The sequence below is a fragment of the Pseudomonas sp. ITEM 17296 genome, assembly GCF_028895205.1.
In the GTDB taxonomy this organism is placed as follows: domain Bacteria; phylum Pseudomonadota; class Gammaproteobacteria; order Pseudomonadales; family Pseudomonadaceae; genus Aquipseudomonas; species Aquipseudomonas kermanshahensis.
The window spans coordinates 71576-93014 of the sequence record NZ_WJRS01000021.1; the positions used below are offsets into that span (position 1 = coordinate 71576).

The following is a 21439-nucleotide window of genomic DNA, read 5'->3' on the forward strand; positions in this document are numbered from 1 at the left end:
GTGAATCATGTCGACTAATTCCAAGGCGAGCTTGCTGAAGTGGTTGGAGACGGGTGATCGACTGCTGGGCAATGACTCTGTTTTTGCAATTGATAAAGCCAAGGCAGACAGGCTGCTGACTCAAGAGTATATCAGGCGCTTCAAGACCAGTTCGTACCTGCCGCCGGTGAATGGTGAGACCGAGGCAGACAATGGTTACAAGGTGTTCATGCAGAATTTTATTCTGGATCACCCTAGGCTGTCTTTCGATAACACCGATATTACCAGCTCCCGCGCCAGCCTGCGTATGAAGATGGTGGGCGGCAATCAGGTAGGGTTGAAGCAGGCTGGCGCCAACTGGTACCCCCAGCGTATTGATCGGATCGAACCTTTGGTGGGCCCAGAGTTGCGTTTGAATCTGCAGTTGAGTGAGGTGCCGGGGCATGTCGATGACGGCGGCGCGTTGACCTTGGACCTGCGCAATAGTGACGATTTTGTCATGACGTTTTCCGATTCCAGGCGTATTCGAGAGTTGGGTGGCGACTTTTTTAAAGAGTGGTTCAAAGCGTTGCCGGATGAAAAACGCGTCTGGTCACTGGGGCATATCGAGCACGGTGATGATGACTTGCTGCGGCCGGAGTCGTTTCAATTGTATACCCAGCGCAATCCTTCGGTAACGAGTTCGCCGATGGATATCGAGGGGGATGCTGATACGGACGGGGCGTTGCTGGGGACGATTCGCATGGTCGGTGGCCGTAGCGAACAAGATTCTACACCTGGGAAAGACTATCGTTATTTGATACCTGGCGACAGCAGTGAATATTCCGCGGCGGTGATGTTCGGGAAAAATAGGGTTGCGCTCGCAACTATTCTTCGGAATATGCCGCGGACCCTTTTCGAGGCGGCAGAATTCAACGTTGAGTACGCGAATGATGGCGCGGCAGCAACCGCAACGTTCACGGATGGGCAACTAAAGTTTTCAGGTGGGGCCGATAGCGCATTTTTTGAAGGTGACTACGCCGATAGCGGTTATGGGTGGTTTTTCAGTGAGATGAATATGCGGGTGCCAGCGGGGACGATGCCGTTGGCGGGAAATCTGAAAATTCATATTGCTAATGGTCAGGCGGTCTTGGAGTTTGATAAAACGGCTTGGCTGGATGTTGAGGTAACCCGGTATTGGGATTCTTGGGGGTATGCGGACCCTTGGAACCCAGGAACGCACCCGAGTTTTATGCTGGGGGGGTGGTCGGCGGAGTCTCGATTAATTATAAAAATTACTTGGAACATTGATGATCAGCAAGGCGGTATGTTGAAGTTGGCAGGCATCAACATTGATTTTCCGAATACGTGGGATTTGTATAATCTTGAGAGAGGCTGGCCAGTGCCTCCGGTGGAGGGTAATCAATTTGGTACCAGTGTAGCGCACGCTGTTTGGATGAGGAAAAGTGTGTACGCGGCAGTGGAAAGTGTTGTACGTGGCACGTCTATCCCTCTGTTGCGGGCCGCACTCGCAAAAGACCTTGCCACCGATTTGTATATGAATGAGGTGGTAGAGAAAACGATCCAGCTTAACTTCGGCGGTGCCATTGCGGGGCGCGATCTTTACTTGCCTCGCGACGTGGTGAGCTTCGGTAGCGTCAACCCGAAATTGACTACGTTTACCGTCTCGCCACTCGAAAAAGTCATGCTCCAGGGGGACAAGCTACAGCTCTCTGTCGTGCCTGCGCAACAGAGGATCGAGTGGTCCGTCGAGTCAGTGGAAGGCTCTGCTGACGATGCGGGCAATTTCGACCGCGTTACTAATGGGCTTTACCTGGCTCCCGGTGCCAGTGGTATCCGAGGTGACTTTACCCGTGTGCGCATCACCGCCACCGCGCCAGCCACAGGTTTCTCCAGTTCCGCGTTGGTCACTGTGGTGAAAAACGCGCTCAGTGTGAGCCCACTGGTGGAGCTTTGCCAGGTTGGGGATGAAGGGGTGACCCTCAAGGCCGGTCATGTGTCCGAGGGCGAATTGAACTGGAGAATTCTGGGCGCGCAACCTCATGGCTCCCTCGCTCATGCATTCGGTGCCACCAACACCTACATGCCTGGCCCAAACCTGCAGGGCAAGTCATTTGTGGTTGAGGAGGTAGAGGTCAGCAACAGCGTCTCCGGTGAGCGTCGCAGCCTGTGCATCATTACCCAGATGACTCAAACGCGCCCCTCTGACGTGCTTGTGGACAAGCGCGATGCGAGCCTGGGCAGGGTTTGGCTGTCCATCAGTGCAGGTGGCAACGTTGGGGTGAGCGAGCTGACCGTGCTCCATGGCCCTGGCACGGTCGGAATAGACGGCGAAGGTAAACCCTATTACCAGTCAGTCGGGTCCAGCACTGCTCCGTTCTGTGTGGTGCGTGCCTACTGGGAGCCGATGCCCGGTTTCCCGTTCACCTTCGACGGTTTCATCGTATTGCCGCTGCCTCTGGGCGAGCACATCGCTGCCTATCAGACACTTGAACAGGCCGCAGAGCGTGTCACACGCCGGTAACTGAGCAGCGTTCAAACACACGAATGCCTTACAGCACATCAGTTGAACAGGGCCATATCATGTCTAGTAACTATCTGTCAGTCATCCTGGCATGGATGAAGCAGCACCCCAGCCATTTGAACTGGGACCTCACGTTCGCCATGCGTCCCGAGCAGGCCAACGACCTTGTGGAACTGGCGCACTACAGTCGCGAGAGCAGCGCGCTGGGCGATCTTGAAGGCGAAATCGCTGTGCCGGGTAGCGGTGTTACCCACGTACTGACTGGCTACCGCATGGGGCCGCCACGGTTAGGGGATATCGAGGCGGCGTATGCATCACCCAACGTGCGGCAAACCATCGCACTGGAAGGCGGCATGCACTTTATCATGGACAAGGCCGACGGCCTTCTCGGCGTGGCGATGCACGACCAGCTGGATCCGTTGCAGGTCAAGCAAGAGCTGGCATTGACAGCCAACTCGCAAGGTGTGCAGGCCGACTTGAAAGAGGGTGTGGAGACTGAGCTTGACCTGGGCGGTGGATTGCCCCAGCGGCTGGCTGCCGGGCGCTTTTTCAAAGACTTCGTCAGTGGGCTGGATATCGCCCGTCGAGTATATCCGTTGGTGGACTTCCAGGCGCTGGCTGGCAATCCGTACCTGCAGGTGCGTGACAGTGCGGTCCGTACACATGTCAGCAAATTAGACGGCAAAGCGGCGATGGTGGTGTTCGCAGGCCTGGAAAATGGCCCGTTGGGCAACTTCCCTACCGAGCAGAACAATTACCCTTTCCTGCTGCCGGATGATCTGGCGCAACCGGTCACCTCCACCCTGCTGCTGTCTTCGCGCTTGTTGCACAGGGCTGCTTACGCTACAGGGCTTGAAGAGATGCTTGAAGGCGGGGTGTTCGAGTCGCACCTGGACGCGGATAAAACGCTAGCGCGTATGGACGCCAAGGCCGGTCAGTTGCGTGTTCACTCCAGTACCTATGAGAGCAACGATTACCAGTTCGAGTGCGATGAGTTCGTTATTCCGGTGGGGGGGGCTGCGCCTTCAGACGCCGCAGGGGGCAACCGTTCCCTCAGCCAGCATGGGCAGGCATGCTGCTGTTGCTGCACTCCCGCCACTGAGAGCGCCCGCGGACAGGCGCCCGAAGGCGCTTTCCAGTCGCCGCTTAACATTGAGTTCGACCACGATGAAGTGCGCCAGCATTGGCAGTCGTTCTGTACCTTGACACTGCGTTACAGGAGCAAACGCGACAACTGGTGGCAAACCCATACAGCGAGCTTCAAGTTCGATCTGCGCACGTTGTTCCACTTGGACAACCCTGCAACGCCAGAGGAAGACGCTGGGTGCATGCTGCTGGGCCATGTGTTGTGGCCTTGGGAGCAGGCAGCCGAGGTAACACCGGTCAATGGCCTACCCGATGGCCTGTCAGCGCAGACGAAACGAGAGATCAATGCGTTCGTCGCCTTCGTCATCAAGCAAGCAGTGCTGGAAGGGTTGGCCAAAAAACTGACGGCGATGGTGCCGGAGCAGGTGAGCAACGGCGTGACGCTGGCCCCTGATCATCGGTTCGTCCCTTTCCACTTTGAGTTTCCCGCGGGTATGGCGTTGTTCGCGAACCAGAACAGCGCTGCATTTTTCCGTGTTGTTGACCCACCCGTGGTGATTGCACCCGGCAAGCGCCATACCTTTACCGTCGAACCCGCGCGTGAGGGGCTGGTCTGGAGCCTTGAGGCGTTGCCCGGTGCCCAGGGTGATATTGGGCGGATCGATGCTCAGGGTGAATACCGCGCGCCGCCAGCCCATGCAATGGGCGGGCAGCAGGTGCGCGCGCGGGTCATCGCCACGGACCCGTTCACCGGCCAGCGCAGCATGAGCAGGGTTACCGTGTTGCTCGCTGCATTGACCGTCAACCCCTTGATTCGCGTGTGTTACATCGACGATCAGTTGACCCTCACGGCTGGCACGCTGGGGGGGGATTTGACGTGGTCGGTGCTCGACCCCGAGGCAGAGGGGCGGGGTTCGGTGCAGCCCGACGAAGAGGGCAAGCGGTGCAGTTACACCGCAGGTGGCCTGGTAGCTGCCAACCAGACCTATGTGCTCGACCAGATCAAAGTAGAGGACGCGCAGACGGGCGAGTCGCGCTTGGTCCATGTGCTGGTGCGCCAGCGCAGGCCGGAGCTCATGATTGAAATTGACCGTCAGTTGCCCAATGGCGCCTTGCAGTTGCAAGGGTGGGTCAACGGCCAAGTCATGCAAGGCGTGGAGTGGACTCTGCCGATTGAGGGCACAGGCGAGATCGATGCTATTGGCGTCTTCACGCCCCCTGATCCTGACGCCGGTGCGCCTTTCGCGCTGCTCCTGGCCAAGTGGGTGTTACCAGGGTTCGACTTCGTGTTTGAAGGCCACCTGATCCTGACGCTGCCTTTGTCGCAGTATTTCGATGCCACGCGCCGCGCTGCCAGTCCGGCAGGCCTGCGCGTGCGCTCGCAACAGTCTTTCGGAGGGTAATGCCATGTCTAATTCATTGGCGCAGTTGCTTGCACACATGCGTAAGGGGTCGGTGACGCTGGGTTGGGGGGCAGTTGCTGCCTACAGTCGCCAGCGGCTGAACCATTTGCTGGAGCAGCAATACTTGACGCGACTTAAGGAAAACACGTACCTGCCGCCCTACAGTGACTCGCTGCCAGGGCAGGGCGTGGGTGACTCTCTGAGATTACAAGGTCTGGAGTTTGGTTCGCCGTTGCTGTCTTTCGACAGCGCATCGATGAGCGACGCCAAAGCCACGGTGGCCATGAACATTATCAAAGGTACGGTCATTACTACTGGGGCTTTGATCAGCGATATCAAGATTACTGAGGCAGCGGGGTATTGGCTGAAAATGGAGGTAGACCTCGAAACGGTACTCGGTGAGGTAGATCCCTATGGCCGAGTTACGTTGAATCTGGCCAAAGGTGCGTCTTTCAGGACCAACCTGCTGGAGGAGGATGAAAACTTTAACGAGGTGCTTATCAAGGCACTGGAAAGCTGGATGCACGAAAGGCCTGCCCGTTGCGCAATGTTCGATCTTGGAACGGTGGACTTCGAAGGGTACGAACCGCTGACACCCAAGCGTTTCATTCTGCGTACCCAGGCTGCCCCAGGTGCACGCGTGCGTGGTGCGAGCAATCAAGGGGATGGGGCGGTACTGGTATTCATTCGTCTGCGTGACAACACAGTTGACGGGCAGTCACCTGATGACAGTTTTCCGTACCTGCTGCCCGATGGCGACTACTCGGCGACGCTTGTACTGAACAAAGACATGCTCGGCCATGCGTCCGACGAGGGCCTGGAGTTGCTCGCAAGCCTGTTGTTCCCCGAGCTCAATGCGTTTGTAAAAAAAGAAGATCATGCACCGCTGGACCGGGCCGTGTTTGGCAATATCGATCCGCTGCGCACGAGCTTGACGGTTGAGCCGGCGCAGCGAGCAGTGATAGCTGCAGGCAATCAGCAGCAGTTCGTGCTGCACGACGGCGAGGGCAAGCCGCTCAGCGCTTCGCGTTGGAGCGCAGTTAGCCCACAAAGCAGTACCCCGGAAGGCCACGGCAAAATCGATAACAATGGCCTGTACACCGCCCCCTCCCAGGAAGACATGGCGGAGGAGATCCAGACCATCATCGTTATCGCTGAGTACGACGAGGGCGACAACACTTACAGCGCTGCAGCCCGTCTCTTGGTTACATTCGAGGGCTTGTTGGTAACGCCCAGTGCCGTTGCTTTCCGCCCTGCACGTCATGCAGCGGGGGTGGACGTATGGAATGCGGGTGAAGAGCCCGTCGGCTGGGAACTGCTTGAGCCACCTATGGGTGAGTTGGCGACCCTTGGCGACAGGCATGCGCGGTTTTCCCCTCATCGTAGAGCATTGAGACGGATCCTGACTGTGCAGCAGGTACAGGCCGCGGCGAGTGAGCAGAGGAACGCTGCGCTGATCATGGTGAATAGCCAGCCACTGGTGACGCTCGCACCCCCTTTCGTGCCGAAGCTCGCTTATGGTGGCAGTATCCAGCTGAACGACGTCCAACGCATTATGCCTAATGAACCCAGACGTTGGCGGGTGTTGGGCGGCGCTGGCAGCGTGACGCCATCGGGTCAGTTCACCGCATCGGCGCAGCACAAACCGCAAAGCAATGTGGTGGCCTGTGAAGTGGTGCGCAACGGTGTGGTATTCGCCACAGGCTACAGCGTGCTGAAAACGTCCGCACTGCAGGCGCAGGCCAGTTGGAAGTCGCTGCAACGGTTCGACATCACCGTCGGCAAGAGCAGCCAGGGCACACGCGGGATGATTGACTCCAACGGCTATCAGCAGCTGGAGGTGGAAGTTACCGTGGAAACCGAACAGGTGGATGGCAAGGATTACAAACTCAGCCCGGCAGAAATCGCGTCAATGACGCTGTTCGATCGGGCGGGACAGAAAATCCCCAGCCTGTGTGACAACGAGGAAGGCATTGGTTCTGTTTACGGAAGTGTCTGGCGCACCAGCTTGAAAAGAAACATTTTTTTGCTGGGCAACGAAACCAGCCCCGTGGCTGTCGAGACAGCAGCGCAGCCTGTTACCGAACGGGTGCCGGAAAACCGCACCATCAGGCAGATCTTCTACCTACAGCGGCGTGGAACATCCAGTTCGCAGGTGTTTTACGCGGGCTTTCAGGCCGCGAGTGGCGAGTGGTTCTACTCCAATGACACTTCACACACCAATGCCACCATTGAAGTTCAGGTCCGCACACCGCAGCCTTACAAATCCAGTGATTACACCTTCATTCGCAAGCGCGTGGCGGGCGGGGGCGGGGACTTGGGTGGGGCGGACCCGGAACATGAAGATTTCGATAAGTACCCGGTCACCGACGATTACTGGATGCTGGATTACAAGGCGGGAACGTTCTATACCGCCGAGTTTGTAAAGGCTCGGCAAAGTGACAGGGAGCGCGACGTCAATACTTCAATGGTTCGCTGGGAAAGCAGCGCGGGTAACGAAGTGTTCCACAGTTACACGGGGTATTTGTTCCAGAACCAGGGGGTGGCGGAACCGCAGAAAGTGTCTTTCGACGGTGGCATGGCAGCGGTGTTGGGGCGACTGGACTTCGAGCGGCCGGTGGCGACGGAATATGAGGCCGGATTGCTGGTGATTGCGAACTTCCGCAATTGGAATCGCTCATTAAGCGATGCACGTGATCTTGACGCATTTGCCAAGATGACCAAGCCGTTGCGTGTGCAGTTACGTGACGCACGGGGCAACCTGCACCTGATTCAAATTGATTATCTGCCGGCCGACACCATTGGTGACCGGAATGTGCTGGTGCACAGCGTGCCTTCACGTCCACGTGCAGAAGACGTTACGACGATTCGCTTGACTGACCGAAGTGCAGGGGGTTGTGATGAAAACTAATGCTCACGTGTTAAGCATGCTGTTTGCGGGCCTTCTTATTGGCGGCGGTGTTGGGCAAACGGTGCAGGCAAGTGAAACGCAGGCCGCAGCAATCATAAAGTTCGCGCAAAGGATGGATGGCGATCAACACCCTGGCGGCAAACAATGTTCTGTAACCGTGCCGGCTGCAGGGGCGGATGCCAAGCAGTTCAAGATGGACGGCTGTGGCAACGACGTGGCGACATACGTTAAATTCGAAAACGTCCCCTCCAGTACCATTGTGACACTGATCTCTGAGAGGTCATGTTCTTACAGCGGGGATTGGTGGTTCGATGTTCGCGCAATCAAGCATCCCACCTCTTCGCTTTGGTTTGATATTCGTAAGCTCAAGGATGCTGTCGATACAATTATCGTGCCGGGTGTCATGAGGACGACGGGTGAGTATGATCACGGAACTATTGCGGGAAAGTTGTCCTGTGCGGTTATTCGTTCTCCTCGGAAGTGAATAAAGAAGTTTGATTATGGCTTGAGGGCTACTTAGAATGAGTGCATCAACTTCCGTACATTCCAATGCTTTTAATTTTTCCTCTTACATCGAATCGGGTGTCGACTCGCGCACAGGCCAATACACGGTATCCATCAAGCTGCCTGAGTTGAAAGGTAACGACCTGCAGGGTCCGGACTTCAACCTGGGTTTGTTCTACAGTCCCTTGAACGTTGAAGACTCGGGCTTTGGCAGGGGCTGGAACCTGCAACTCACCCAAGTGCGCAACAATATAGTAACGTTGCGCAGCGGCGAAACGTACAAGATTACCGGTGAGTCCACGGTCACCGGCCGTCTGGAAATGAGTGAGCAGAAACTCAGGCAGTTCGACCTCTACCATGAACCGCCAGGCCAGAATGGTGCCAAGCGTTACCGCGTTGAACACCGTTCTGGCCTGGTCGAAGTGCTGGAGACCATGGGCCCTCAGCAGGCACAGGTCTCTCTGCCCATCGAGTTGCATTCGCCCCTTGGGCCTGTGCTTTACCTGAAATACGAGCCGACGCTGGCTAACCATATGCGCTTGCGCACTGTTACCGACGGCACTGAGGAAATCCTCAGCCTCGAGCGGCAAGGCAACAGCCGGGTCGATATTCTCTGTTACCCCTATGGTGGCGATGATGGTGACCCGCTTGCGCGTTACGTGATGACCCTGAGCCAAAGTGATAACCGAGTCAGCGAGATCATCCTGCCCACCCCCAACCAGGCTCGTTGGCGTTTTACCTATCGTGACGTGCGCGGTTTCTTGTGCCTGAACGAGGTCACGACCCCGTACGGGGGGCACGAGAGCATCTTTTACGAGGACTTGGGGCATGAATTTCCACCCAGCGCGGGGCGTGCCAATCTGCCCCGGGTAACCCGCCATGAAACCTCGCCGCGTTTCGAGCAGCCGACGATGGTGGTGAAGTATGAATACCCTGGCGTGAACAATTTCGTCGGGGGCGGCAGTACGATCCCCTGGGATGACGAAGGGCTGGATAATCTCTACAAGGTGGCGAAGGACTATTCCTACCAGACGCGCGAGATACAAGGGTCGAATAACGATCGAACGATCACGCGCAGGTTCAATCGTTTTCACTTGCTGGTGGCCCAACAGACCTCTCAAGGTGAGAATAAGCTGGATGTCACCACTGCCTACGGTGAAATTGACGGCTCTTTCGACCAGCAACCGCCTGCCTTCCAGCTTCCGGTCGAGGTAACCAGCCGTTGGACCGGGCCCTTCCAAGAGCCAAACAAGCCTCCAGTGGTAAGACAGCGGTTGGAAAAGCAGGTCACCAGCTACGATAATCAGGGAAATGTGCTGACCCGCCTGGAACCCAACCAGGTGCTTGAAACCAATGTCTGGTACAGCGCCGAGGAGGAAGGCAAGCCACACGGTTTCGTGCGCCATTTGAAATCCCGAACCGTACGGCCGGCCCCCAATGGGCAAGGGGCCGCGCCCACCCTGACCCAGCTCTATGCATACAAGCCGCTGGCGCCGCGGGGCAGCTATCTGACGCAACCCTGGTGGCTGGTGGAAAGTGAGAGCATTTTCGAGGCGGGCGGCAAGCCTGATGATTTCATCGAAAAAATCAGTTTCGAATACTATGACGCGTTAACCGCACCCACTTACCAGTACGGACGAGTCAGTACCAGAACCGTGAGTTACCACGGGTCCGAGGCTTACGATACGATCACCCGTTACGCCTACAGTACATCCGTAGCGAAGGCCGTGTTGCAGACCACCGAGACGCTCGAGGGTTTCGATGGGCAAACCAAGGTCATCACCCTGGAGCACGACCTCCAGACCGGTGAGACGGTGCTCAACCGTGACGACAACAACGTCGAGATTCGTTACGAATTTGACGCGCTACGTAGAGTAACGCGTGAGACCGTTGCTCCGGGCACGGACTTCGAGGCGTACCGGCGTTACAAGTACCACCTGTGCGCTTATGACAATGAACAGGCCCAGCAATGGGCGTACGACGTCAAGGGGGTCGAGACCAGCACGTACTTCGACGGGCTCAGCCGGGCAATTCTAGAAACACGTGAAGACCATGACAGCAAGACGTTCGCGGGGGGCTCGAGGCCGATCTACCGTGCGAAGTACGATCAGCTGGGCCAGTTGAGCGAGGAAACCGAAATCGACTGGCTGGGTGACCAACTGCTGGAGTTGACCAGCACTTACGCCTACGACGACTGGGGCCAGCAGCGGTCCGTCACTGGCCCCGATGGGGTGACGGAGGTTGAGGAAGTCAGCCAGGTGCAAAGCCCCGATGGCCCGGTTCAGCACAACTGGCGTGAACGTGATGGAATACGGCTCAGCGGTATCACGCAGACATGGCACAACCTGTTTGAAAAGCCAGCGAAAATCGAGCGTTTTGCCCTAGATGGAACGACGAGCATCAGTCTGCAGGTCAATAGCTACGACGGGCTTGGACGGCTTAGCAAGGAGGCCAAGGGCAGCGGCACCGGCCAACGGATCGACGAGTATGTATATGACGCCTTCGACCGTTTGCTCGTCCACACATTGGCTGACCGTAATAATCGGGTTTATCGCACGTATGCCAAGCACAGCCGCAACGACCTGCCAGTCAGCATCAAGGTGGGCACTACCGAAGCGAACGCCAAGTTATTGGGCGAGCAGGCGTTCGATGGCCTGGAGCGGCGTATCAGCGCCACGACCGGTGGGCGCCTGCAAACCTTCGAGTACGACCCGGGTGAGCGGCAGCCGCGCTGGGTGACGGCCCCAGATGGCAGGAAGATCGAATACACCTACGTCCCCGTACTGGGCGAGGAGCCCACAACGCGTGTGCTCAGCGGAAAGCCCGCTTCTTACGTATACGATCCCAAGAATGCCAAGCTGACCCATTGTGAAGAACCAGGGGACGCCAGAGACCCCGGGCATAGCATGGACCGCACCTATTTCCTCAGTAACGGCGAGGTCAAGACCGAAACGCGTATTCTGGAGGGTGAAACCTTCAGCATGACCTATGACTACAGCTACCGTCGGCGGATGCGCGCTTATCTGGACGTGCAGGGTCAGAACCAGGTCTACGAATACGATGATTTTGGGCGCCTGGAAAGCACCACGCTGAGTAAACCTGTGCCCACCCCTTCCCGTTACCGAGTGCGCCGCAAGCCGCTGGCTGATCAGATACTCTTGTCGGCATCGTTCACCTATGACGATCTTGGGCGTATGGAAAGTACCACCACCCAGGATGTCACTACCGGTCAGCAATTGACCACACGGCTTGAATACGACGAGTTCGACCGGGAAACGCTGCGCACCTTCGATTTTGGCGACATTCTGCAAACGCTCGAGCAGGGCTATGACGAGTTCGATTGCCTGACGCACCGGATACTCAAAGAGCGCCTCAAGGATGCAGACGAAGAGGATGCCAAGCTGTTGCGCCATGAAAAATACGCGTACGACCGGCGCGGTCGGCTGCAGCGTTATGACTGCACCGGCCCTGAGGCGCCGGTCGATCCTTCCGGCAATATCATCGAATGGCAGACGTTCGGTTTCGATGGCTTGGACAACATCACCTCGGTCATTACCAAGAGCCCAGGGGGAACGCCGCAGCGGACACTGTACGAGTTCAGGAATGTCGACCCGGCGCAATTGAGCAAGATCGTTCCGCCGGCCCCGCAACCCGCTATCGACTTGCATTATGACGCCAATGGCAACCTGATCAGCGATGAGCAGAAACGCGTGCTGGTGTACGACGAGCTCAACCGCCTGATCAGTGTCGAAACCCAGCAAGGGGAGGCCTGTCGTTACCACTACGACCCTGAAAACATCCTGTCGGGTACCACACAGGCTTAGCCGGATTAACCAGGTGAAACCAGGCCGGCCAGAGGGGCCGGCCTTTTTACCCGCTAGCGGTAGCGGATGGTGAAGTTCAATGCGCCCTTGGCCAAGCCAGCACGCAGGTTGCTGCTTGGCTCTGTTTGGTAGAAGCGCGCCTCGAAGTTCAAGGGTACGGTGCCATCTTGCACCGACCTCAGCCCAATTTCGGTATTCAATGGCATCGGCTGGCCGTTGTGAAGCATCTGGATTCCCATCCCTCGGGCGTCGGAATCGCTGGTCAGGCTGAACACATGCTCACCCACAGGCCCGATGGGTTGTGAGCCATCTCGTCCCTCAAGTTCGATGGTCGCAAGGGTTTCGTTGTCCGGGTCGGGGTCGACCTGGCAACTGCTCAGGCGGATCTGGAACGGCGTAGCGGTGGTGGTGTAACCGGCGCCGGTGAAGTCGCTGGTGCTCCATTCACCGAGCTTCACCGGGTTGGCGCTGACCGCGTCGCTGAGGACCTCGCACTGGCTCTGAATGATCGTTGCCCTGAGGGTGTACTCCATTACCTGGCCCATACCTTGGAAGTCGAGGTGGCCGGTAATCAGTTGGCCATCCAGCTGGTGGACGCCAGGGGCCAGGTCGCCGGTCTTCACCAAGGTAACCTCATGAGCGAATCTGAGCAGCGCTACGCCACCTAGCACCGTAGTATCGTAATGGGCCGCGAAAGGGACCAGCGGTGGGTTGCGGCCAATCGGGATCCACTGATCGGTGCTTCCATTAAAGGGGCGCCGTACCTTTACGATTGCACCTAAACCAGGAATGTTGGTCCTGAGAACGTGACCGTCCATATTTTGGCCATCAATGGGAGCCATTGGAGGGTGGATGCCACGGGCTGCATTCATGTAGAAGTCCATTCGCACACCGTAGCTGAAACACCTCAGGCTCAAATTGTTCTGGTCGACTGTTTGCTCGTAGGAGTCAGCGGGGCCGATTAGCGTGCCGACCCGCGCGTCCCGTGGCACGTACAACGTACCCATGTCGCGGACGAATACCTTGAGCAAGTTGCTCTTGAGCGGCCCGAATTCGCAGCGGGTGTCCGCGCTGGCCATGGCCTCGGCCGCCGGCCATGTCATTGCGGCCAGCAATGCCAGGCGCAAGGTTGTTTTGATGTTTTTCATAGATGTCCTGGAGCTCTCAGCGCGGCAGAATGCGAGGGCCGCGCTGCGAGCTTGGTCGCTAAATACAGGGCAGGGTTTGCAGGCGATAGCCGTCAACGGGCGGCGTGGCGTCTGAGTCGATGGCCAGCTGGCAGTTGTTGTCCGGCCGGTCACCCCAGCTCACCTGCAACGGGCGATCGGAGGCCTGATGCGTGAGCATTACTTGGCCGGCTTGGCCTACCATGCCGAGCAGTTCGCCTTGCTGGTCTTTTACCTGGGCCCCGAAAGGCAGTGGCTGGCCACTGGCGTCGTGCAGGGTCAGGACCATCCGCGAGACATGGCGTGCTTCGAAGCGGCTTTTCACGATCGCGCCTCGGCGGGGGACCACCTGTGCTGCGCCGTTTTCGATCTCCACATCAGGCCCCAGCCGGTCGATATCCAGTACAACCGCGTTGGTCCTGTAGGGTTGCAGGTAAGGCAGCAGCGCATACCCACGCGCGTTGGTGCGCGTGCCGGGTACGTTGTGCAGGCCCACATCGGCCACACCCGGCACTTCGATCAGGGCCGCGGTATCTCCCAGGTAAGGGCCGAACTCCACGCCGTCGGCGTGCAGCAGCACGGCCCCACTGGCATTCAACGACAGATTGCGATAGTCCTCAGCTTCGGTAAAACCACCCGCCAACGTTGCATAGGGGGCTTGATAGCCAAGCGACACTGCCGCAGTCCGGCGATTGCTTTCGTCCTCGCTCAGGCTGGCGCTGTAGCTCATCGCTCGCTCGGCGATGCCGCCACCGAGGGAGGCGCGTTGGCTAAGGCCCCGGGCATTGTGTTGCATATCGAAGGTGGCATTGGCGCGGTGACCGAACTGCAACGGCAATGATACGCTCAAGCCGAATTGACGATCGCTACCATATCGGTCGGTCAACGACTGAGAGGCAAACAGGTTGTAGTTTACGCCGCGGTGATGCGTGCTGAAGTTGAACTGGTATTGGCGCTGGGTATCGCTGCGCTGCCAGTAATCCTGCTGAGACAGGGTAAGGGTGAGCGAGCTGTTCTTGCCCATGCTCTGGTGGACCGATGCCTCCAGGCGGCTGCGGCTGCTGCCGGTATACCCTGATGCCTGGCTGCGCTGGCGCACGGCTTCATCGAAGTCGCGGTAACCCTCAGTCGAATAACGGTAGCCGGCAAATCGCAGATTGGTCTGGCTGGTGAAGGCTTTACCGTATTTCAGGGCATAACTCGTACCCTGTGCGTCACGCTCATATGGGGTGTCGACCTCGCTGAACGACTGCGTCAAATCGAAAGCCAAGGCACCCAGGCTACCCAGGTCCTTACTGATGCCCAGGCTGCCCGCCCGGTAGTAGTCGCTGGCCATCAACCCGCCGTAGAGCGTCGTGTTCCAGTGGCTGCCCATGGCCAAGGTGCCTTGCCAGAGCAAGGGGGCGTCTACATCACTGGAAGGGTTATAGCGCCCAATCGTCGTACTGTAACGCCAGACACCCGGCCTCAGCAGGTTGCTGATGGTCGAAAAGGGCTGAATGAAGCGCCGGACCTGGCCGTCTGACTCGGTCAGAACAATTTCCAGTTCGCCGCTGCCCGAAGTACTGAGGTCGTCAATGGCGTAAGGGCCAGCGCTGACATACGTGGAATAAATTGAATAGCCGTTCTGCCAGACCTCAAGCTTCGCTCGGCTCTGCGCGACACCACGGATGACAGGGGCATAGCCCCGTTGATTGTCGCCGAGCATGCTCATGTCCGATGCCACGCGTATGCCAGAGATGGGAATGCCACGGAATATATCGCTGTCGGTGAATGTTTCCCCGACTGTTAGGTTGGCGCGGGTCCCGGGGATATCGCGTTGCGCGTAAGTCTGGGCCCTGGTCCATTCACGGTTACCCTGTTGGTCCTGACGCCAGGACTGAGTGCTGCGCAAGCGCCATTCGCCAAGGTTGACGCCGCTGTTCAAGTGCAGGTCGTCACTGCTGTAATTGCCCGTGTAACGGCTGCGGCCTTGCAGCGTTGAGGCTTGATAGCTGACGAAGGCAGCGTTGATACCGCTGTCCCAGTGCGCGGGGTCGGCCTGGCCGCTGGCGTCTCGGCGCATGGCGATTTGCGGAATCGAAATGGCCACCCGCAATTCGCTGGCCCTGAAGTCGATTTGCGCGCCGGGGACAACAGCCTTCAGGTCCAGGCAGGCGCGATGCTGATCCTCGATGTTGGCCAGTGCATCAAGTCGCAAACCCCATTCACCCAGCAACTTGGCGGGCAGGCAAGGTTGCAGCTCACCCTCGGCGGTAGGCTGGAAATCCAGTTCGTGCTCGCCCTGTGGTTCAAGGTTGACGTGCACGCTCACCCGGTAGAGGCCTGGTGCAAGGTCCTGGTCGCGGGTCAACATGCCCAATGACCAGGCGCCTACGTCTTCGGACTGGCCCGGCACCTGGCGAAGAAAGCCGCTCTGGAAGCCGGTCTCCGCTTTAACAGTGGGCACCAGTATCAATGCCGAGCTACCTAGCAGGCACAGCAATGCGCCGCGCTGATGGCGTGACGCACGCCAGCGTGATAAGGGGAGGAACATCATGACGATTCCTTGCGACTTGCGTGGTGGCGGGCTCTAGTTAGGCAGGTGGATCGGCAGCGTCAGAGGTTCGGTGTAACCGCCATAGTCATTGATGACGGAAAACTGTGCCTGCAAGCCTGGAGCGGGCTTGATTCCCGTGAGCGGGTAGGCATGCTCGGCGAAGGGTTCCAGCATGTCGGTGTTGTTCAAGGTGTGCTGCTGCCCCTGGCCGCTGACCTCGAGTCGAACGAAGGTGATGTGAAACGGCGATGGGTTGCGAACCAGCAAAGAGGGGGTGCCATTTTTCTCGCTCAGCGAGAACACCAGAGACTTCAACTGGCCCGCGGGCGTGCCCTTCAGCGCTGGCGGCCGATAGAACAGTTTGATTCGCGTGCGCAGGGCGATATTGAGTTGGTTGCCGGGCTCGGTGCTGGCTTGGGGGATTTCTTGCATATTGAAAAAAAACAGTGACTCGCGGTCATTCGGTAATGTGTGGGGTAAACCGCTTATTTGGATAAGTTGTTCGTTGGCCGCGTTGAGTTTGAATAAGATGGGCGAGATGGCAAACGGAACAGCCGTGGTGGTGTCATCCGCGACGGTATTGATCCAGGTTTGTACCGCGTACGTACTCTTGGACGGGTTTTTCACGATGACGGACGTGCTTCGCTTATCGCCATTGAAAACAATGCGGGTATTATTCAATGTCAAAGCGGCGTGGCTGATGGCAGGGGCGGCGAGCATGCTTATGGCCAGGGAAATACAAGCGGCAAAACGTAAGCCAGCCGTGAATCTGAGTGGATTGATCATAACGGTTACCCATTGCACCCAGGCGTATCATCAACGCCTGGATGGTTTAGCGAGGTGCGCAAGGCACCGGGTGACACGCGTTGCTTACTTATAAGCAACCGAATAGCGGACGTGAGCCGATGCTGGGCCTGCGGTTACCGTAGCGGCGGTGGAGCGGTAGTAGGCATCAAACTTCAGGTCGGTGGGCCCATTGGCGTTGAGTGCATAGTCAACCGACGTTCCGCCAGGCGCGACCGATGCCTTGCTGCTGTCGCGGATCACGATCGAGACACCCGTGGCGGCGCCGCTCACAGGGTTGACCTTGAAGTAGCTTCCGCTGCCGTCCGCGTCACCGTTGAAGGTGACATTCGCATTGTTTTCGGTAACGCCGCAGCTACCTTTATCCGGTACGCGGACGGCAAAAGTGGCACCACGTACTTCGGTGCCGGCGGCGCCACCGAACCTGCCCAGCGGGACGTCACCCATTGCAACCCGATTGTCCACGCTACCATCGCCTGGGTTAACAATTTCGATCGGGCATGTTTCAGCAGTGATGCTGCCTTCGAAGAAAACGGAACTGGCGAAGGCGGAGCTGCCCATCAAGCTGGCAAAGAGGCCTAGGGGGAGTGCGATTAGTTTGCGTTTCATACTGTGGCTCATGGTTGAAGGGGTTAGTGAGGGTGAGGAAATTGCACGAAGCGTGCCTGTAACGCCTCGACGCAAATACTAACGGCCATGAGTTTTGCAGGATGTAGGAATAAACTAATTGATTGTAGGATTTTTAACGGAGCGCCTTGATGCAAAGCAAGGCGCTGGGGAGGTGTTTCAGTTTAGTGCGTACTGCCTTTGTCAGTTTGACTCAGTAGTTGCTTTTCCAAGTGCCAGTCGAATGGCTCACCCTCTTGCTCAGCTTCATGGCGGCGCTCTTCCAGTTGCTGGTAGAGGTCGAGTTCATCGTCGGGCATGAAGTGCAGGCAATCACCACCAAAGAACCACAACAAATCGCGTGGCACGAGGTGAGCAATTTGCGGATAACGCTGGATCACTTGGCAGAGCAGGTCCTGGCCGAGGTACTGGCTTTCCAGCGGGTTCTGGGGCAGCAGGGTGAGCAGTTCGTCGAAACGCTCGAGGAATAGGGCGTGGCTTTCTTCCGGCACCTGCTCGGCTTCACCGAGGGCAGCCAGGATGGTGCGCAGGTGTTGCAGCAGTTGCAGGTGATACTCCAGGTGCGGGTTGGCCATGAAAGGGTCCTCGGTGTGTCTGAAAAACGGGGCCGGAGTATACGCTGGCAGGGACCGCTGTGCGGCCCCTTTTGCGCGACCGTTCAACGTACCTTGCCGGGTGTAGGCCCCAGCTGCTCCTTATCGAAAGCATCGACATCGATCACTGCGCGCCGAGCCTGTTCGGCGGCATGAAGGCGCTGTGCCTCAGCAGGCTGCAGTGCGCCAGCCTCGACAGCAGCATCGATAGCCGATTGCCCTGCGGCCGGTTTTACCTTGCCTTCCTTCAGGGCCTGATGCAGTGCCTTGTGCAAAGGTGCGGCGTCATCCAGCAAGTCGCTCGCACGCTGCAGCGCAGCGACCGGATCACCCTCAGCTTGTGGTCGATAACACCCAGCCAGCAGTTCTTCCAGCGCCGGGTCACCCTGCTGCCGGCCAATCAGTTCCGCCACTTCGGCGTCCAGTTCATCGCTGGGGCCGGTGTGGCAGCGGCCGAAGGGGAAGACCAGCACGCGCAGGGTGCAGCCGACGAAGCGGTTGGGGAAGTTGTCGAGAAGCCGGTCGAGCGCCTGCTCGGCCTTGCCCAGGCTCTCTTCCATAGCCCAGCGCAGAAGAGGTTGCATGTGCTCCGGCGAGCCGAGGTCGTGATACCGCTTGAGTGCCGCGCTGGACAGATACAGGTAGCTCAGCACGTCACCCAGGCGAGCGCTCAGGCGCTCGCGGCGCTTGAGTGCACCGCCCAGCAGCATCATCGACAAATCTGCCAGCAGAGCAAACGCTGCAGCCTGGCGATTCAAGGCACGGAAATAGCCCTGGCTCAAGGCATCGCCTGGCACCCGTTCGAGGCGCCCCAGCCCCAGGCCGAGCACGATGGTGCTGGCGGCGTTGCCGGCAGCGAACATGATGTGCTTCATTAGCAGCTCATCGAACTCGACCAGCGCCTGCTCACGGTCTTCGCGGCCGGCCAGCGCCATTTCCTTGAGCACGAACGGGTGACAGCGAATGGCGCCTTGGCCAAAGATCATCAGGTTGCGCGAGAGGATGTTGGCCCCCTCGACGGTGATGAAGATCGGCGCACCCTGCCAATTGCGCCCCAGGTAGTTGTTCGGGCCCATGATGATGCCCTTGCCGCCGTGCACGTCCATGGCGTGCTGGATGCACTCGCGGCCACGTTCGGTCAGGTGATACTTGAGGATCGCCGACAGCACCGAAGGTTTTTCGCCCAGGTCCACTGCTTTGGCGGTCAGCAATCGGGCGCTGTCCATCAGCCAGGCATTGCCGCCAATGCGCGCCAAGGACTCCTGGATGCCTTCGAAGGCTGCCAGCGGCACGTTGAACTGTTCGCGGATATTGGCGTACTGGCCCGTCACCAGGCTGGTGTACTTGGCGGCACCAGTGCCCACTGCTGGCAGCGAGATGGAGCGGCCCACCGACAGGCAGTTCATCAGCATCATCCAGCCCTTGCCGAGCATGGCCTGGCCGCCGATCAGCATGTCTAGCGGGACGAACACGTCCTTGCCGCTGTTGGGGCCGTTCATGAAGGCGGCGCCGAGCGGCAGGTGGCGCTTGCCGATCTCCACGCCCGGGGTGTCGGTAGGAATCAGCGCCAGGCTGATGCCCAAGTCCTCTTCGTCGCCCAGCAAGTGCTCTGGGTCGTAGGCCTTGAACGCGAGGCCGAGCAGGGTCGCGACCGGGCCGAGGGTGATGTAGCGTTTTTCCCAGTTCAGGCGCAGCCCGATGACTTCTTCGCCTTGCCAATGGCCTTTGCAGATGATGCCGGTATCCGGCATGGCGCCGGCATCCGAGCCCGCCAGTGGGCCGGTCAGGGCGAAGCAGGGGATCTCGTCGCCGCGCGCCAGGCGCGGCAGGTAGTGGCTGCGTTGTTCATCGGTGCCGTAGTGCAGCAGCAGTTCGGCCGGGCCGAGCGAGTTGGGCACCATCACCGTGGACGCCAGGTCACCACTGCGGGTGGCCAGTTTCATGGCTACTTGAGAGTGGGCGTAGGCGGAAAAGCCCTTGCCGCCGTATTCCTTGGGGATGATCAGGGCGAAGAAGCCCTGCGCTTTGATGTGCGCCCAGGCTTCAGGGGGCAGATCCATGTCCTGGCCGATCTGCCAGTCGCTGACCATGGCGCACAATTCTTCAGTGGGGCCGTCGATGAAGGCCTGTTCTTCTTCAGTCAGTTTCGGTGCCGGGTAGGCCAGCAAGGTGCGCCAGTCGGGGCGGCCGCTGAACAGTTCGCCATCCCACCAGACGGTGCCGGCGTCGATGGCTTCGCGCTCGGTCTGCGACATGGGCGGCAGGGTATGCTGGAACCACTTGAACACCGGGCCGGTGAACACCTTGCGCCGCCATTCCGGCAGGGCAACCAAGGCGATTTTCACGGCCAGCACGACCCACAGCAGGGCCAGCAGCCAGCCGGGTGCGCGGCTGAAAATACCCATCAGCAGCACGTAGGCCGCCATGATGCCCAGTATCTGCAAGGGCGCCAGGCGCCGGTGCGTGAGGTATGCCGCGCCGATCACCAGTACCACCAACCACAACAGCAACATAATCGGTCCTCCTTGGAACCAAGGGCTTGAGCCGTCCCAGACAGCTTAGACGCACCGCTGTGAACGGCCTGTTCAGAACAGTGACAGGGTGTGGCGGTGGGAGTTTCAGATCATTGTTGGCCTGTGCCGGCCCTTTCGCGGGCAAGCCCGCTCCCACAGGGTTACGCGGGGCTTGAAGATTGGGGTGCTTCCTGTGGGAGCGGGCTTGCCCGCGAAGAGGCCAGTACAGGCAATAAGACTCTGGAGTAGACTGGACCACCTCCGCATTTATAAGGACGTTGCCATGCTGAAGATCTGGGGCCGCAAGAATTCGAGCAATGTGCGCAAGGCGCTGTGGATCGCCCACGAGCTGGGCCTTGATTTCGAATCCATCGACGCCGGCGGCGCCTTCGGCGTGGTCAACGAGCCGCATTACCGCGTCCGCAACCCCAACGGCCTGGTGCCGATGCTCGAAGACGGCGACCTGACGCTGTGGGAGTCCAACACCATCGTCCGCTACCTGTGCGCCGAGTACGGCGCCGATCAGGGCTGGTACCTGGAAGACCCGCGCCAGCGCGCCTTGGCCGACAAGTGGATGGACTGGACCACCTCGTCCTTCGCTACCCCCTTCCGCCCGCTGTTCTGGGGCCTGCTGCGCACGCCGGAAGACCAGCGCGACTGGGTGGCGATCAACGCCGCGCACAAGCAGTGCGCGCAATTGCTAGCCATCGCCGACGAAACCCTGGCCCAGCAGCCGTACCTGTCCGGTGACCAGATCGGCATGGGCGACATCCCACTGGGTAGCTTCATCTACGCCTGGTTCGAAATGCCTATCGAGCGCCCGGCCATGTATCACCTGGAGGCCTGGTACGCGCGCCTGAAGCAGCGCCCGGCCTACCAGGCGGCCGTGATGACCGCGCTGACTTGAACCTGCCTCGATAGTCATTATCAATACATGTGACTGTACTTGTGTGGCCGGGCCTTGCA

12 protein-coding genes are annotated in these 21439 nt (G+C 58.8%); 6 read left to right on the forward strand and 6 right to left on the reverse strand.

Annotated features, from left to right (window positions below; translation table 11 throughout):
* The first annotated feature begins 7 nt into the window (after positions 1 to 7).
* Genes GIB19_RS20855 through GIB19_RS20875 form a run of 5 tightly spaced genes read left to right on the forward strand, consistent with a single transcriptional unit; the run spans position 8 to position 12231 of the window.
* Entirely contained in the window at positions 8 to 2503 is a 2496-nt protein-coding gene (locus GIB19_RS20855) for a hypothetical protein (RefSeq protein WP_099428608.1), read from the forward strand.
* Between the two features lie 59 nt (positions 2504 to 2562).
* Positions 2563 to 4992, forward strand: coding sequence for a hypothetical protein (locus GIB19_RS20860; RefSeq protein ID WP_099428609.1), 2430 nt, complete (start codon positions 2563 to 2565; stop codon positions 4990 to 4992).
* A 4-nt stretch (positions 4993 to 4996) separates the two neighbouring features.
* The gene (locus GIB19_RS20865; protein WP_099428610.1) at positions 4997 to 7903 is read left to right on the forward strand and encodes a hypothetical protein; all 2907 of its coding nucleotides are present in this window, start codon (positions 4997 to 4999) and stop codon (positions 7901 to 7903) included.
* Positions 7893 to 8387: a hypothetical protein gene (locus GIB19_RS20870; RefSeq protein ID WP_099428611.1), complete on the forward strand. Its 495-nt coding sequence runs from the start codon at positions 7893 to 7895 to the stop codon at positions 8385 to 8387. Before GIB19_RS20865 ends, GIB19_RS20870 begins: the two co-directional genes overlap by 11 nt.
* Positions 8388 to 8424: 37 nt before the next feature.
* On the forward strand, positions 8425 to 12231 hold the full coding sequence (locus GIB19_RS20875; protein WP_099428612.1) for an RHS repeat domain-containing protein: 3807 nt from the start codon (positions 8425 to 8427) through the stop codon (positions 12229 to 12231).
* Between the two features lie 53 nt (positions 12232 to 12284).
* Here GIB19_RS20875 and GIB19_RS20880 read toward each other — a convergent pair whose 3' ends face one another.
* The 6 genes from GIB19_RS20880 to GIB19_RS20905 form a co-directional block, all read right to left on the reverse strand.
* Positions 12285 to 13379, reverse strand: coding sequence for a fimbrial protein (locus tag GIB19_RS20880; protein ID WP_274887850.1), 1095 nt, complete (start codon positions 13377 to 13379; stop codon positions 12285 to 12287).
* Positions 13380 to 13437: 58 nt separating this feature from the next.
* A complete protein-coding gene (locus GIB19_RS20885) occupies positions 13438 to 15933 on the reverse strand; it encodes a fimbria/pilus outer membrane usher protein (RefSeq protein WP_099430873.1) in 2496 nt (831 codons plus the stop codon).
* A gap of 36 nt (positions 15934 to 15969) precedes the next feature.
* Complete coding sequence (locus GIB19_RS20890) at positions 15970 to 16722, reverse strand: fimbrial biogenesis chaperone (protein ID WP_099428614.1); 753 nt, start codon at positions 16720 to 16722, stop codon at positions 15970 to 15972.
* Between the two features lie 84 nt (positions 16723 to 16806).
* Complete coding sequence (locus GIB19_RS20895; RefSeq protein ID WP_099428615.1) at positions 16807 to 17349, reverse strand: fimbrial protein; 543 nt, start codon at positions 17347 to 17349, stop codon at positions 16807 to 16809.
* Between the two features lie 182 nt (positions 17350 to 17531).
* Positions 17532 to 17942 (reverse strand): PA2817 family protein, encoded by a 411-nt coding sequence (locus GIB19_RS20900; RefSeq protein ID WP_027596061.1) that lies wholly within the window; start codon positions 17940 to 17942, stop codon positions 17532 to 17534.
* Positions 17943 to 18025: 83 nt separating this feature from the next.
* Entirely contained in the window at positions 18026 to 20473 is a 2448-nt protein-coding gene (locus tag GIB19_RS20905) for an acyl-CoA dehydrogenase (RefSeq protein WP_274887851.1), read from the reverse strand.
* Between the two features lie 283 nt (positions 20474 to 20756).
* Between GIB19_RS20905 and GIB19_RS20910 the strand changes: the two genes are divergently transcribed.
* Positions 20757 to 21380 (forward strand): glutathione S-transferase, encoded by a 624-nt coding sequence (locus GIB19_RS20910; RefSeq protein ID WP_274887852.1) that lies wholly within the window; start codon positions 20757 to 20759, stop codon positions 21378 to 21380.
* Positions 21381 to 21439 lie beyond the last annotated feature (59 nt).